This is a genomic window from Sphaerochaeta sp. (assembly GCF_050256055.1).
In the GTDB taxonomy this organism is placed as follows: domain Bacteria; phylum Spirochaetota; class Spirochaetia; order Sphaerochaetales; family Sphaerochaetaceae; genus Sphaerochaeta.
Genome location: NZ_JBFWIJ010000009.1, coordinates 49,769 through 63,108, shown reverse-complemented (window position 1 = coordinate 63,108; position 13,340 = coordinate 49,769). Strand labels below are relative to the sequence as shown.

The window sequence follows — 13,340 nt, the reverse complement described above, 5'->3', positions numbered from 1 at the left end:
GATGGCAGATACACCCGTTGTCCCGACTCACCTCGGCATCATCATGGATGGGAACGGCCGTTGGGCGCAGAAGCGTTCACTGCCAAGAACCGCCGGACACCTGGAGGGCCTGAAGGCCCTCAAACGGGTTATCCGGGAAGCGGCTGATCAGGGCATCGGGTATATCACCTTCTACGTCTTCTCTACGGAGAATTGGAAACGAAGCGAACAGGAAGTATCATACTTGATGCACTTGTTGGTATCCAAACTCCATGGGGAACTGGCATTCTATCAGAAATACGGTATTCGCATTTTGGTACGCGGGAAGATCGATGCACTCCCGGTGCAAGTGCAGCAGGCCATTGAGCAAACCGTTGACGCAACCAGAAACAATACAACCATTACGGCAATTCTTGCGATCAATTATGGGGGAAGAGATGAAATTTGCCGTGCGGTGAATGACTTCATCGCCCAAAACCCCGGCAAGAGCATCTCAGAGGATGCGCTTTGTTCAGCAATGCCCTTGCCTCAAATACCCTGCGTGGATATGATAGTCAGAAGCGCGAACGAGAAACGTTTAAGCAATTTTCTCTTGTGGGACAGCGCTTATGCTGAACTTGCCTTTTACGAAAAACTCTGGCCTGACTGGGATGCATCAGACGTCCAACAGATTTGTGAAGAGTATCGCCAAAGGGTAAGGAAATTCGGGGGGGTTCAATGACATCGATGACGAAAAGGGTCCTTACGACCGTGATCACCCTTCCCTCTCTCTTCTGCATCATAGTCTTCCTTCCTGCTCATTCCTATTTTGCACTTTCCTTGGTTGCAGTATTCACCACTATTTATGGGGCAAAAGAAGTAAAGGATTTGTATGGAAAGGCCCTGGGAGTCAAACCGCATCTTCCGGTTGTATTCGTGGGGTTGTTGCCATTCGCCCAGTGGATGGAAATTGCATGTTTCCCTGAACTCCCTTTGGTGGACTTGGTCATCGTCTTCATGGCCTTGGCATTTTTCTCCACTGAATTGGTATATGGGTCAAGGGATGGCTTCTCCAATTCGTTGACCCGGATCGCAGGAGAGGCTCTGCTGCTCCTGTATCCAGGCTTGTTGTTCACCTTCATCCAACGGCTGGTCGCACTTCCCCTGCCTACACAGACCCTCTTGCTGTTCTTCCTCTTGATCTTCAGCAATGATGTATTTGCATTCATTTTCGGTATGTGGCTGGGAAGAACCAACAAAGGCATCGTCAAGGTAAGCCCGAATAAAAGCATAGCCGGGTTTCTCGGAGGAATCCTGAGCACCGTACTGCTTTCCGTGGCATTCTGCATGTTCGTACCCGGCGTGGATGCAATCATCAATATCTGGCAGGCAGCCCTGCTTGGTTTCGGTACTTCGGTTGCAGCCAATATCGGTGATTTGATCGAAAGTGCATTCAAACGATCCGCTCAGGTAAAAGACAGCGGAACATTGGTTCCCGGTCGCGGTGGATTACTCGATTCCATAGACTCCATGTTGGCAGGAGCCCCAGTTTTCTGGGTGTTGCTCTCCCTGTTCTAGGAATACCATGAAAAGGATAATCATCCTGGGCTGCAGCGGGAGCATAGGAACCACTGCGCTGCAGGCGATCAGAAGTAGACAGCTTCCGTTGAAAGTAGTGGGGCTTTCTTCCCATACCAATAGTGGAGCATTGATTTCCCTGGGGATGGAATTCGGTGTTGAGGCGATCTGTCTCACATCCTCAAAGTTGCAGGATGTCGATGGGATCAGGACATATTCCTTGTCTTCGGGTCTCAAGCAAATGCTTGCCTCCCTCGATGCTGATATCGTCCTGAATGCCATTGCAGGCTTCCAAGGTTTGGAAGCTTCTTTGGCTGTGCTTCAGTCCGGTTTCGATCTTGCCCTTGCCAACAAGGAAAGTGTCGTATGCGCAGGCTCATATTTGTTCGATGTTGCTAAACATATGAAGCGGTCCATCATTCCCGTCGACAGTGAACATTCCGCATTATCTGCATTGCTTGAGGGCAGAGACCGAGCTACACTCGACTCGCTGATCATCACCGCCAGCGGAGGTCCCTTCAGGACGCTGGAAGCATCCCGCTTCTCTGAGATTACCGTCGAACAGGCTTTGGCACACCCTACCTGGAACATGGGCAGAAAAATTACCATCGACAGCGCCACATTGGCCAACAAGGCTTTGGAAGTCATCGAGGCGTCTCATCTTTTCGGCTTCGATGCTGAGCATATCGAGGTGGTAATCCATCCCCAATCAATCGTTCACTCGATGGTCAGGACCATCGATGGAGCTGTGTATGCTCAGCTGGGAACACCTGACATGACGCTTCCGATCATCAATGCGCTGCAACCCGGATTTGCATCCTTGGTTCGTCCCTTGGATTTCTCATCGCTTACCCTGCAATTCGAAAAACCCGACTTTACTCGATTTCCCCTCCTGCAATTGGCGTTCTCCATACTTAAACGCGGAGGTAGCAGTGCTTTGGCATTCAACGCTGCAGACGAAGTGGCGGTCGAAGCCTTCCTCTCACACCGCATCTCCTATGTGCGTATGATAGAAATCGTGCAGCGTGTTCTTGATGGAGATTGGACTGCCCAAATCACAGGCTTTTCAAGAATCATTGAACTCGACCATCAGGCAAGGGTCCTTGCAAGAAGCATGCTATGAATGCCGTAGCCGCCATCCTGCTGAAATATCTCATTGGTCTGGTCAGCATCTCGTTGGTGGTGGGAATACATGAGGCGGGTCATTTGGTGGCGGCAAACCTCCAGGGCATCGAGGTGGAGGTTTTTTCCTTCGGAATCGGACCGAAACTCTGGTCTTGCAGGTACAAGGGTACCGAATATCGGATCAGCTGGCTTCCTTTGGGCGGATATTGCCGTCTCAAGGGTTCCGACGACCTGAGCCAAGCGTTGATCCACAACCAACGAACCTTCACCCATACCGAGGAAGGTTCGCTTTTTTCCGTTCATCCAATCCGCAGAATGGTCACCTACCTTGCAGGTCCGCTCGCCAATCTTATATTTGCCATCCTTGTCTATGCCCTGTTAGCCAGCCTCCCAGTTGCCACCCTTTCCGACTCCGCCATGGTCGCTACCGTCAATGACTATCCACTGCTTTTCGGGAATCAGACAAGCCCTGCCTACGAAGCAGGGATACGCTCAGGCGATACGATTGTACAAATCGACGGCATATCAATCGAAGACTGGCAGCAGGTACAGGCACTCTTGGAACGGACCCAGGGTGAAGCAGACATTACGATCCAGAGAAATCAAAAGATGCTGACCTTCACGGTCAGGGCGGAGAAAATGTCGGAAGGTGCGTATCGCTTTGGTTTGACGGTGTTGCAGCCAACGATTGTGGGGAATGTCCGTCCCGCCTCGGTGGAAGCACATAACGGTTTGGCTGAAGGGGACAGGATCATCAAGGTTGGCTCCGTATCGGTTACCAACCAGCTGGAACTCCTTTCGGCACTCCAGTCGAAAACAGATAGGGTATCCTTGACTGTTCAACGTGCGGATGGCACCCACGTGGTGGTTTTTCGCCCGTATCTTGATGAGCAAGGACAACCTGAATTTGGGTTTGCCATCCAATCCAGGACACGACAACTCCCCGGGAAACCATTCAGTTTGGCTGCAGGCTGGCAAAAGACCGGACGTATCATCAAAGAAACCCTTGCTACCCTCACTGCCATCTTCTCTCGTTCACAACCTGATATCCGCAGCAATGTGACCGGCATGGCACGTTCTGCATTGTTGATCGGGGATATCACCACCCTGGGGTTTGAGGATGCACCAGAAAGCGCTGCATACGCATTGCTCTATCTTATGGGAGTGGTATCCATTTCCCTTGCGATTGCAAATCTGGTGCCCCTACCCGCTTTCGACGGAGGACAGGTGGCCATTGCGTTGGGTGAATGGATCACCAAACGTCAGATCAGACCCAAGACATACTATGTACTTCAATTGATCGGCATCGCCTGTGTCGTAGTACTCTTCATCGCCCTGAGCTGGGTCGATATCAGGCATTTTCTCTTGATCAGGCGTTAGGATTGTTTCCAGCCACATACTTATGGCTGAATTCCATTTCCTCAAATCGAACGATGTTGCTGACGAACGCAAGGGAGAACATTCCCGTTTCCCCATTTCGGTTCTTCGCCATGATGATCTTCGTTTCCTGGATGTTGTTCTTCTCACGCTGTTCTTCATCGTCGGTGCGGTTCTTCGTCACATCACGATGCAACAGGATGACGACATCGGCGTCCTGTTCAATCGATCCACTGTCCCGAAGATCAGACAACTTCGGTTCCACCCCATCGGCCTGTCGACCGACCTGGGAAAGACAGACCACCGGAACATCCAATTCACGGGCAAGTTGCTTCAGGGAACGGCTGATGATCGAGATCTGTTCATGACGGGGCACACGGGCATCCGCTTCAGCATCAATCAAACCGATATAGTCTATGAATATGATCTGGATGTCATGCTCAAGTTTCATCCTTCGGGCCTGAGCCCTGAGTTCCATCAGCTTCATATTCGGCGTATCCTGAATATACAATTCCGAATCGTACAACGAACTTGACGCATCGATGATGGCGCTCATTTCACTGTTTTTAAGCGTAGCTTTCCTAATGTGGGTGAAGTCGACCCTGCTGTGTCCGGTAAGAAGACGCTCCATCAGACTGGCGGCACTCATTTCCAAGGAAAAGAAGCCTACCCGATATTTCTTCTTCACGATCATGTTCAGCGTCAAGGAAAGGGCAAAGGCCGTCTTACCGATGGAAGGTCTGGCTCCTACAATGATGAATTCCTGTTTCTTGAAACCCCCGGTGATGGAATCCAAGGGCGCATACCCTGATTCAAAGCCATTCTTAATACCAGAGGTACTTCTTAATTCAATCTCAGAAATGGCATTGGTAACCAAATCCTTGATACTGAAATAATTATCGCTTCCTGCAGTGTCATTGCTCAGCTTGGAGAGCGCTTGTTCCCCTTCGTCAATGACTTTTTGGATATCCTGCGACTCATCATAGGCGTTGTCTTTGAGTTGAGAAGCATACAGCAGAAGCTTTCTTCGCTGGCTGAGTGCTTTGAGAATCTTGGCGTAATATGCAGCGTTCGTCATGGTGGGAACGTCGCTGGTGAGGGTGGAAATATAGGAGAGTCCACCACACTCCTCAACCTGATCCTTACGCTTCAGATAGGAACTGAGGGTAATCAGGTCAAGGGATTCTGAACTCTCCTGTCGAAAGGCAACGATGGCGGCGAACAGGTTCTGGTGAGCTACCCGATAAAAATCATCCTTTCCCAAGAAATCGGTTATTTCGACCAGTACTTTCTCATTGAGAAGAATAGCTCCCAAAACAGCACGTTCAGCCTCTTCGTTTTGAGGCGGAACGCGCCCATACATACTATCCGACGCCATAGGTATTACTCGTTCGCTTCGGTTGTGGCTTCAGCTGCTGCTGCGGCTTCCTCGGCTTTTGCGGCGGCTTTCGCTTCTGCTTCAGCCTTGGCGGCGGCTTTTGCAGCTTCTGCTGCAGCCTTTGCCTCAGCAGCTTGGCGGGCCTTCACCATAGCTTCGCTCTCTACTACCAATTTGATATCAGCACTTTCGTCTTCATACAGGCGAACGCGTACCGAATAGTTGCCCACCATCTTGATGGCATGGGTGGGAACCTCGATCTTCTTGCGTTCAATCTCAATTCCCTGCTTGGAAAGAGCATCCTGCACCATGGAGGAAGTGACCGACCCGAAGAGTTTTCCACTCTCACCGGCAGACACGACCAAGGTCAGGACAACCTTGTCCAGCTTCTCCTTGAGGGAAGCACTTGCGGATCGTTTCTCAACCTTGCGCTTTTCAATGGCAGCAGCACGGCTTGCGAACATGGCCTGGTTGGACTTGTTGAACATAACGGCCATTTTGGTGGGAAGCAAATAGTTACGGGCGTACCCGTCCTTGACTACAACAACGTCTCCCTCTTCACCAAGGTTGACGACATCCTGATTGAGAATGATTTTCATAGGGATAACTCCTTACTCATAACTTCTATACGCAATCCAAGTCTCTGTAACCCCCAACAAGGGTAATGCAAAGACAACCAGCAGGTTCACCCCAGGTATCAGGAAAGCCAGAAGAAAGACCGTTGTGAACAACCTTGAGGGACTGACAGTCAGACCTTTACGCAACACAAAATGTGTTACGATGGCCATACCTTGCACAGCATACAGCACGCTCGAACCGAAAGCAACCTGCATGGCCAAAGCCCGATACAGATAGGGTGCCTTCAAAATGATCAACAGCAAGACGATCGTCCAAGCTCCCAGAAAGATCCAGAGATTCACTTCAGGAATTTTCCAACGGGCGACGCGGTTGTTGAACCCTTTATCCAAACGTGATTGGTAGCTCATTGCAATAAAACTTGCAAAGCCAACCAATGCCATACATACGGGAGCCAGAATGGCTCCTACCGTCATAACCGACAACCGGTACAACTCTCGGATAGCAGAATCCGATATTCCAAGTGTCGCCTGGTTGTTTCCAGAGGCTTGTCCAAGTATGAGACGGAATGTTTCCAGCAAGGCTGAATCCACCCGCATCAATGTCTCGTTCGGCTTCGAAAACCAGATAACCACCGCAAATGAAGCGGCCACCCCAAACAGGCAGGACGCAAGATAGCGGTATACCGTACGTTGGGTGGGAAAGGCAATCCATACTGCCGATGCCACCAACAACACGGTCGGGATGAACAATCCAATCAAAAGCAGAATCCTTCCCTCCGGGCTTGTAAATGCACCCTTGGAACGGATGAGCTCGGTAAGGCCTATCAAGACCGCAACCAAACCTACCGGGAGGAGAGCTGTCTTCCGATCGGAAAACTTCGGGGCAAGAACCATCAAGGGTATGGTAAAGAGAAAATTCCCCAACATCAGCCGGGAGAGCACAAAACTCACACCGACCATGACAAGCGAAGTTCTCAATAACCGAGTATCAATCCGGTTCATGGCACCCAACACGTGTTACTTCTTCTCGAACGGAAGGTAAGCGAGGACGCGGGCCTTCTTGATTTCGGCAGTAACAGCTCTTTGGTGCTTTGCGCAGCAACCGGTGATGCGGGCAGGAAGGATCTTGCCACGTTCGGTAATATAGCGGCGAAGCATCTCGGGATTCTTGTAATCGGGAGTAAGGTTCTGGGTGCAGAACTTGCAAACCTTCTTGCGGAAGCCGGGCTTACGACCACCCATCCTTCTGTCTCTTCCGTTCTTTGCATCCATTTCGTTCATTACGGAATCATTATCATCATCACGCATGCATATATCTCCTTGCAACGTCAACTGCCCAAACTGGCAGTGTCTTAAAATGGGATCTGATCGTCGTCGAACTGCTCAGGACCTCCGATATCCATAGCCGGCATCGGGTCTGCAGCAGGGCGTGCACCATATGATCCCTGATTTCTCGTCATAGGCTGTTGTTCGCTACGACGATTCTCAACTCTCCCTTCGGGAGAACCGGGGCTCGAGAGGAGCTGCAAAGAATTGACGGCAATCTCAACCCGGCTTCGACTTTGGCCATCCTGTTCCCAGCGACTCTGTCTCAGCTCACCGACGATGGACACCTGCCTTCCCTTCTCCAGATATTGGTTGACGGATTCGGCGCTCTTTCCAAACATCGTGCAGTCAAAGAAGTTGGCTTCATCTTCCCAGCGATTGTCAGCCGTCCTCTTTCTCCGGTTGACTGCGATGGAAAAACGACAGATAGCCATGCCTCCATTGGAATAACGAAGCTCGCTTTCCCTGGTAAGCCGACCCACCAACGCGACTACATTCAAGTCATTAGCCATTCTTGCTCTCCATTCTTTTGCTTATTTCTCGGTGTTTACAAACAGGTATTTCAGGATGTTGGCATGCAAGAGGAATTCTCTCTCGAAGCCAAGGATTTTGCTGGGGTCAGCCTTCAGCTCAAAATAGAAATAGTGACCCTTTTCCTGTTTCTTGATGTCATAGGCGAGATACTTGACGCCCATGTCTTCCTGCTTGGTAATTTCTACCTCGGCAGCTGCAAAGAGGCTGGTTACAAACTCAAGGCCAGCCTGTGTGTTCTCTTCATTTGCGTTGAAGATAACGGTGAACTCATAATTTCTCATGGTTCCTCCTTACGGTCTATATGATCCGCCCACACGAGGCGGATAAAGAGGTTCTCAGTAGAGTACCATACTTTTACTGACAACGTCAACAAAACGGCTTGGATATCCTTCAATGCCACAACAGCTTGAGCAAGAAAAAACCGCCGGAGCGACCGGCGGTTTTGCTTTGGTACCAAGCTAAAGATTACCAGAAAAAACTACTTGTTCTTATGTCTATTCTTTCTGAGCTTTTTCTTTCTCTTATGAGTAGCAATCTTATGCTTCTTTCTTTTTCTTCCACAAGGCACTGTAGAGCTCCTTACCCACCGGCTCTTTTGTCGGCTAAGGCCGAATCCGGATGGTTTTGTAATTACCGTACCATTATGCGGGTATGGCAAACCAAGGTCAAGGGGGAGAAGACGAAAAATTAAGATGATTGCTGAACATGATTTCCTTGGAGTTTGCTTGCAGAGTATCTTGCTCTCCTCTCTGTTTCTTCTTACTATTAGGGGACAGGGGGAAGGGTGTATGAAGGTCCTTATCTTCGGTTTGGGAATGCATGGAGGCGGATATTCCGCTGCGACATATTTCCTCGACCATGGAGATGAAGTAAGAATCACTGACTTGAACGGTGCATGCGATCTCGGCTCGGAAATGGAAGCCCTCACCCTACGCGGCGCTACCTGTGTAAGCGGTCCGCACCGTTCTGAGGACTTCTTCTGGGCGGATATCGTAGTCAAGAACCCCGCCATCCCCCCGAACCACCCGATGCTCAGACATGCTCGCATGGTGGTGAATGATTTTGCCTGGCTGTTTTCTTCCCCATGGTGTGAACAAGTGAACATCATTGGGATCACCGGAACAAAAGGAAAGACGACCACCAGTGCCGCAGTCGCACATGTCCTGCAGGAATTGGGATATGAAGCCATGCAATGCGGCAATATGGGGATCAGCGCCTTCAGCGTACTGAGAGAATGGGAACGGCGCAATGAACAGGGACGAAGACTTCCCGACTATTTGGTCTGTGAATTTTCCTCCTGGCAGATACGGGACACTGTCCGGGCGCTTCACGCCCAGATGCCGGTCATGGCGGTATGCGCTTTGACCAATTTTTACCCGGACCATCTGAATTCCTATGCATCCATCGAACAATATCTGGAGGACAAGCTGGAGCTGTTCACCCCCACTGTCAGACTTGCTGTAGTTCCTGATGTGATGATGAACCGTATCAAGAAGCAAACCAAGCTTGATCGTCGTCACATCAGGGGAATCGACCGCTCCTGTCCGAAGGAATTGCAGGAACAACCGCACCTTACCAGCGCATATGCGATCCTGCTTGCCCTCGGATTCAAATACAAGAGTATACTCAAAGCGTTGGAGGGCTTCCAGGGGGTTCCGCACCGCATCGAACAAGTCGGATCCTTGGACAGCATCCTCTTTGTCAATGACAGCGCAGCCACCATACCGGAAGCAGTGCATTTTTCCTATGCTAAATTCCGCACGATGGCCGTACATTTGATCTGCGGGGGAACGGACAAGAATCTCAAACCCGATTCCATGCTTGAGGAACTCAAGCAAGCTTCAAGCATTTCCCTTTTGGATGGAAGCTTCACCCAGAACAAGCTGATTCCCTTGCTGCACGAACACGCAATCACCTACCATGGGCCGTTCAAGTCGATGGGAGATGCTTTGCAGGCCAGCTTCGATGAAGCACTTGCCAAGCAGAAGGACCTCCCGCAATTGCCACAGGCCATCCTGCTTTCACCGGGCAGTGCATCCTTTGAACTTTTTGCAAATGAATTCGACCGAGGCAACCAGTTCAAGAATTTGGTGGGACTCCTTCTTGGCTCTTGAGCTGGCGATTCATCCGATACCGCATATGCTCCAACAAGGTATAGAAGCGCCACGGAAGCAATGCGTATACATAGTCGGTTGAAGGTGTACGGTAATAACATTGTCCACCGAAGGAAAGCTTGAAAATTTCCAGTCCGGCAAGGTGGGCACCCCGCCCGCTTGGACCGGAAATCCCATATAAGTCATAAAAGGCGCACGACCGTTCGCATGCCATGCGTATTGCATAATCCTGGAGTAAATGTGCACAAGAAAGTCCATCAAAGCGCAAGGATGCACCGTAGAGATACAATGCCTCAGATGGCCCGAACACGACGATGATTCCTCCGACGATTTTTCGTTTCTGGGTGGCGAGCAAAAGCTTGCATGCGACATCAGCATGCACCTTACCGTCGAGATTCAACAAGGCTTTCAGATATTTCGCCGACCTTGGGGAAAAGCCATCCCGCTTCGCAGTCTCCAGATACACATCATACCATCGTTTGAATGCAGGATCGTCCCCACCATACAATCCGACTTCGAACGCCTGGCCTGCCTTGCGAAGGGCGCGTTTGGCACGCTCACGATACGCCTCTGTCACCGCAGCATACCCTGCTCGAAGGTCGATACGAACCGTACCCTCCGGTTGTACGCTTTCCCGACAGGCATGCAAACGCGGTCCGGATACAACCAATACATTCTCCTCATTCGGCCCGTCGAAAGGGAGATCGAAACGCAAGGCGAAGACACCGTGAGGCAAGAGTTTTTTCAACTGTTTGGACAAAGAACGCAAAAGTTCATGAACCACCACCCGATCAAGTACGTCCAAAGGAGGCGCGAAGGGAACATAGGCAAGGCTCATCAACGGCAGGACCTGTTTGACCAGAACCAGCAGGGAAAAGGAATAGGATTCATCTTCGACTGAAAAGGCATAGGGCATCCATCCGGTGCCGTGCTTCACTGCTGCCCAGAAACTGCTTTGCAACACCGAAGTGGTGCAGGGAAATTGTTTGTAATCAATCAACCGGACAACCATTGCCATCTACCTTCGCCCACGAAACGAAAGGGGCCGGAAAGGCCCCTGTCGTCTCTCTCTGCATTCGTCTTGGAGAATCAACCAACCGGCCCGTTCAAATATTTTTTCGACGTAACGGGTACTCCGTCCTTCCCTATCATTCTCCCTTCTATCTTCAGCACTCCGTCTTCGGTATACAACGGCAGGGCGAAGAATCGATCGGCCTTCACATAGGGGATACCCTGTTCAGGTTCTGTAAATCCATCTACGGTCAATACTGTTCCAGGTGCATACTGTCCTGCGAACAGCACCTCACAGGTGGTATGCTCCTCTGCCTTGGGGTCGCTTGCAGCAAGCAACATGCCATTGCTCTTCACACCGCGGAAATTGGCTGGTTTGAGGTTGCTTACCAAGATGATGTTCTGGTCCTGCAATTCGTTCGCTTCGTAGTACGGGACGATGGAACTGACGATGGTACGGGGCTCCTCCTCCTGTACATCCAACGTGAGGATATACAACTTATCTCCCTGCGGGTGTTTCTCAACGTTGGTGATCTTTGCCACCTTGAGGACCACCCTTTGGGCGAATTGTTCAGCCAGACTTTGTGCTTCCTGTGTTTGCTCCATTATTTTCTCCACTGTTTCTTTGGTTTCCGTCTGTTCTTTCTGCTTCCGTTCTTCCTGCGAACCGCTGAATCTATTCCGCAGTTCCTCGATCAATGCATCCTCAAGCTTGGTGAACAGGAGCTCAGGTTCGCCGAAACCGAAAATCCCCTTACAGGATCCAAGATCCGTCCACCGTGCGCCCTCTGACTGCAGGAAGGAGAGCAAGCGCTTGCTGGTAGTCGGCATATAGGGTTCGATCAGGACGCCGAGATCCCGGATGAGATATACCAAGGTCTTGAGCAACATCTTGGCCTTCAAGGGATCCTGGGTGCGCATTTTCCAAGGTTCTCCATCCTGGAACGCCTTGTTGCCCAACGAAGAGAGCGAAAGGATCTGGCGCAGTGCATCACGCTCCTCCGCTTTCTCAAGCAGACGATCGATTTCCGCTTCCTTCTCGACAATCTGTTGCTGCAGCGCATCATCGATATTGGCATCAAGCATCGATCCATCAGGATAGAATCGCTTGACGAATGTCAGGGTCCGGTTGACCAGATTGGAAAGATTGCCGATCAGCTCCCCGTTTACTTTTTCCTGGAAATCAGCCCAAGTGAACGTCACGTCACTGCGTTCCGGCCGGTTATAGAACATATAAAATCGCCAGACATCGGCAGGGATGCCGGTATCCTGCACATCATTGCCGAATATCCCGATGCCCAGACTCTTACTGAATTTTCCGCCCTCATAGTTGAGGTATTCGGTGCTGCTCATATGATGAAGCATCGTCCAGTTTTCCCCGGTAGCCAGTTGGCAGGAGGGGAAAATTACCGTATGGAAGGGAATGTTGTCCTTGCCGATGAATTGGAACAATTCAGTATGCTCGGGATCGAACCACCAACGTTTCCAATCTTCGGTTGCATTGGCACTGATCGAGACGTACCCGATCGGTGCATCAAACCAAACATAGAACACCTTGTCCTCATACCCGCTCTTGGGTACGGGAATTCCCCATTTCAGATCGCGGGTGATGCAGCGCTCCTTCAGTCCGTCACGGATCCATGACTTGGTCATCTGCACGGCATTGTTCGCCCAGAAACCTTCCCTGCTTGCTTTTTCCATCCAGGATTCCAGCAAAGGAAGGGCTTTGGGTAGATCGATGTACAGATGCTTGGTCTTCCGTGGCACCGGGCGGGTGCCACAGACACCGCAGCGCGGATCCACGAGCTCTATCGGGTCGAGCAGCGTCTGGCAATTATCGCACTGATCCCCCCTTGCACCTTCATAATGGCAATGGGGGCAGGTCCCTTCCACGAAACGGTCGGCAAGGAATCGTTCACAGTGCGGGCAATACAACTGTTCCAGCTCATGCTCGCAGATGTAGCCCGCCTCATCCACCTTATGGAAAATATCCTGGACGATTTGGGTCTGTTTCTCGGTACTGGTTCGTCCGAAATAATCGAAGCCGATGTTGAACCATGCATAGATGTCTCGATGGATGGCATGGTAGTGATCACACAACTGACGCGGGGTCACCCCTTCCTTGAGTGCACGGGTCTCGGTGGCCGTACCATATTCATCGGTTCCGCAGATATACAGGGTTTCATACCCCTTGGATCGGCAGAACCTGGCAAACACATCAGCAGAAAGTACCTGAGTCAAGTTTCCCAAGTGAGGAATATTATTTACATAGGGCAAGGCGGAAGTTACGAGTCTCTTTTTCATAGGGGACATAATAGACCGGAGAAGCGTTTATTTCAATGGCAAACCGACGGGCAGGCA

Annotated in this window: 13 protein-coding genes; 5 read left to right on the top strand and 8 right to left on the bottom strand. The window is 50.8% G+C overall.

Going from position 1 to position 13,340, the window contains the following annotated elements; genetic code table 11:
* The first annotated feature begins 1 nt into the window (after position 1).
* Genes uppS through rseP form a run of 4 tightly spaced genes read left to right on the top strand, consistent with a single transcriptional unit; the run spans position 2 to position 4,041 of the window.
* On the top strand, positions 2-700 hold the full coding sequence (uppS, locus tag AB7C91_RS05435) for a polyprenyl diphosphate synthase (RefSeq protein ID WP_332447499.1): 699 nt from the start codon (positions 2-4) through the stop codon (positions 698-700).
* A complete protein-coding gene (locus AB7C91_RS05430) occupies positions 697-1,536 on the top strand; it encodes a phosphatidate cytidylyltransferase (protein ID WP_428589719.1) in 840 nt (279 codons plus the stop codon). The genes uppS and AB7C91_RS05430 overlap by 4 nt, the downstream gene beginning before the upstream one ends.
* Positions 1,537-1,543: 7 nt before the next feature.
* Positions 1,544-2,659 carry a 1-deoxy-D-xylulose-5-phosphate reductoisomerase gene (gene dxr / locus AB7C91_RS05425; protein ID WP_332447501.1) on the top strand — a complete coding sequence of 372 codons (1,116 nt, stop codon included), beginning with the start codon at positions 1,544-1,546 and terminating at the stop codon, positions 2,657-2,659.
* A complete protein-coding gene (gene rseP, locus AB7C91_RS05420; protein ID WP_428589716.1) occupies positions 2,656-4,041 on the top strand; it encodes an RIP metalloprotease RseP in 1,386 nt (461 codons plus the stop codon). Before dxr ends, rseP begins: the two co-directional genes overlap by 4 nt.
* Here the strand turns inward: rseP and dnaB are convergent.
* Genes dnaB through rpsF form a run of 6 tightly spaced genes read right to left on the bottom strand, consistent with a single transcriptional unit; the run spans position 4,031 to position 8,135 of the window.
* Complete coding sequence (gene dnaB / locus AB7C91_RS05415) at positions 4,031-5,401, bottom strand: replicative DNA helicase (RefSeq protein WP_428589765.1); 1,371 nt, start codon at positions 5,399-5,401, stop codon at positions 4,031-4,033. The two genes, rseP and dnaB, sit on opposite strands and share 11 nt — an antisense overlap.
* Before the next feature lie 20 nt (positions 5,402-5,421).
* Complete coding sequence (gene rplI, locus AB7C91_RS05410; RefSeq protein ID WP_332447504.1) at positions 5,422-6,015, bottom strand: 50S ribosomal protein L9; 594 nt, start codon at positions 6,013-6,015, stop codon at positions 5,422-5,424.
* 12 nt (positions 6,016-6,027) lie between these two features.
* Positions 6,028-6,972: a DUF115 domain-containing protein gene (locus tag AB7C91_RS05405; RefSeq protein WP_332447505.1), complete on the bottom strand. Its 945-nt coding sequence runs from the start codon at positions 6,970-6,972 to the stop codon at positions 6,028-6,030.
* A gap of 39 nt (positions 6,973-7,011) precedes the next feature.
* Positions 7,012-7,302: a 30S ribosomal protein S18 gene (gene rpsR / locus AB7C91_RS05400; protein WP_332447506.1), complete on the bottom strand. Its 291-nt coding sequence runs from the start codon at positions 7,300-7,302 to the stop codon at positions 7,012-7,014.
* A gap of 44 nt (positions 7,303-7,346) precedes the next feature.
* Complete coding sequence (locus tag AB7C91_RS05395) at positions 7,347-7,832, bottom strand: single-stranded DNA-binding protein (protein WP_332447507.1); 486 nt, start codon at positions 7,830-7,832, stop codon at positions 7,347-7,349.
* 21 nt (positions 7,833-7,853) lie between these two features.
* Positions 7,854-8,135 carry a 30S ribosomal protein S6 gene (gene rpsF / locus AB7C91_RS05390; protein WP_332447508.1) on the bottom strand — a complete coding sequence of 94 codons (282 nt, stop codon included), beginning with the start codon at positions 8,133-8,135 and terminating at the stop codon, positions 7,854-7,856.
* A 507-nt stretch (positions 8,136-8,642) separates the two neighbouring features.
* On the opposite strand from rpsF, the gene murD reads away from it, so the two are divergent.
* The gene (murD, locus tag AB7C91_RS05385; RefSeq protein ID WP_332446415.1) at positions 8,643-9,968 is read left to right on the top strand and encodes a UDP-N-acetylmuramoyl-L-alanine--D-glutamate ligase; all 1,326 of its coding nucleotides are present in this window, start codon (positions 8,643-8,645) and stop codon (positions 9,966-9,968) included.
* On the opposite strand, the gene AB7C91_RS05380 is transcribed toward murD, so the two are convergent.
* Together AB7C91_RS05380 and metG are read right to left on the bottom strand one after the other, a co-directional pair.
* A complete protein-coding gene (locus tag AB7C91_RS05380; RefSeq protein ID WP_332446416.1) occupies positions 9,934-10,986 on the bottom strand; it encodes a lipid II:glycine glycyltransferase FemX in 1,053 nt (350 codons plus the stop codon). The genes murD and AB7C91_RS05380 overlap by 35 nt on opposite strands.
* A gap of 71 nt (positions 10,987-11,057) precedes the next feature.
* Entirely contained in the window at positions 11,058-13,283 is a 2,226-nt protein-coding gene (metG, locus tag AB7C91_RS05375; RefSeq protein ID WP_428589709.1) for a methionine--tRNA ligase, read from the bottom strand.
* Between the last annotated feature and the right edge of the window lie 57 nt (positions 13,284-13,340).

What these genes read in the sequence shown, in the direction of transcription:
- rplI (WP_332447504.1), bottom strand. Translation starts at nt 6,015, where the DNA reads ATGAAAATCATTCTCAATCAGGATGTCGTCAACCTTGGTGAAGAGGGA.
- murD (WP_332446415.1), top strand. Translation starts at nt 8,643, where the DNA reads ATGAAGGTCCTTATCTTCGGTTTGGGAATGCATGGAGGCGGATATTCC.
- rpsR (WP_332447506.1), bottom strand. Translation starts at nt 7,302, where the DNA reads ATGCGTGATGATGATAATGATTCCGTAATGAACGAAATGGATGCAAAG.
- AB7C91_RS05430 (WP_428589719.1), top strand. Translation starts at nt 697, where the DNA reads ATGACATCGATGACGAAAAGGGTCCTTACGACCGTGATCACCCTTCCC.
- dxr (WP_332447501.1), top strand. Translation starts at nt 1,544, where the DNA reads ATGAAAAGGATAATCATCCTGGGCTGCAGCGGGAGCATAGGAACCACT.
- dnaB (WP_428589765.1), bottom strand. Translation starts at nt 5,401, where the DNA reads ATGTATGGGCGCGTTCCGCCTCAAAACGAAGAGGCTGAACGTGCTGTT.
- uppS (WP_332447499.1), top strand. Translation starts at nt 2, where the DNA reads ATGGCAGATACACCCGTTGTCCCGACTCACCTCGGCATCATCATGGAT.
- rseP (WP_428589716.1), top strand. Translation starts at nt 2,656, where the DNA reads ATGAATGCCGTAGCCGCCATCCTGCTGAAATATCTCATTGGTCTGGTC.
- AB7C91_RS05395 (WP_332447507.1), bottom strand. Translation starts at nt 7,832, where the DNA reads ATGGCTAATGACTTGAATGTAGTCGCGTTGGTGGGTCGGCTTACCAGG.
- metG (WP_428589709.1), bottom strand. Translation starts at nt 13,283, where the DNA reads ATGAAAAAGAGACTCGTAACTTCCGCCTTGCCCTATGTAAATAATATT.
- AB7C91_RS05380 (WP_332446416.1), bottom strand. Translation starts at nt 10,986, where the DNA reads ATGGCAATGGTTGTCCGGTTGATTGATTACAAACAATTTCCCTGCACC.
- rpsF (WP_332447508.1), bottom strand. Translation starts at nt 8,135, where the DNA reads ATGAGAAATTATGAGTTCACCGTTATCTTCAACGCAAATGAAGAGAAC.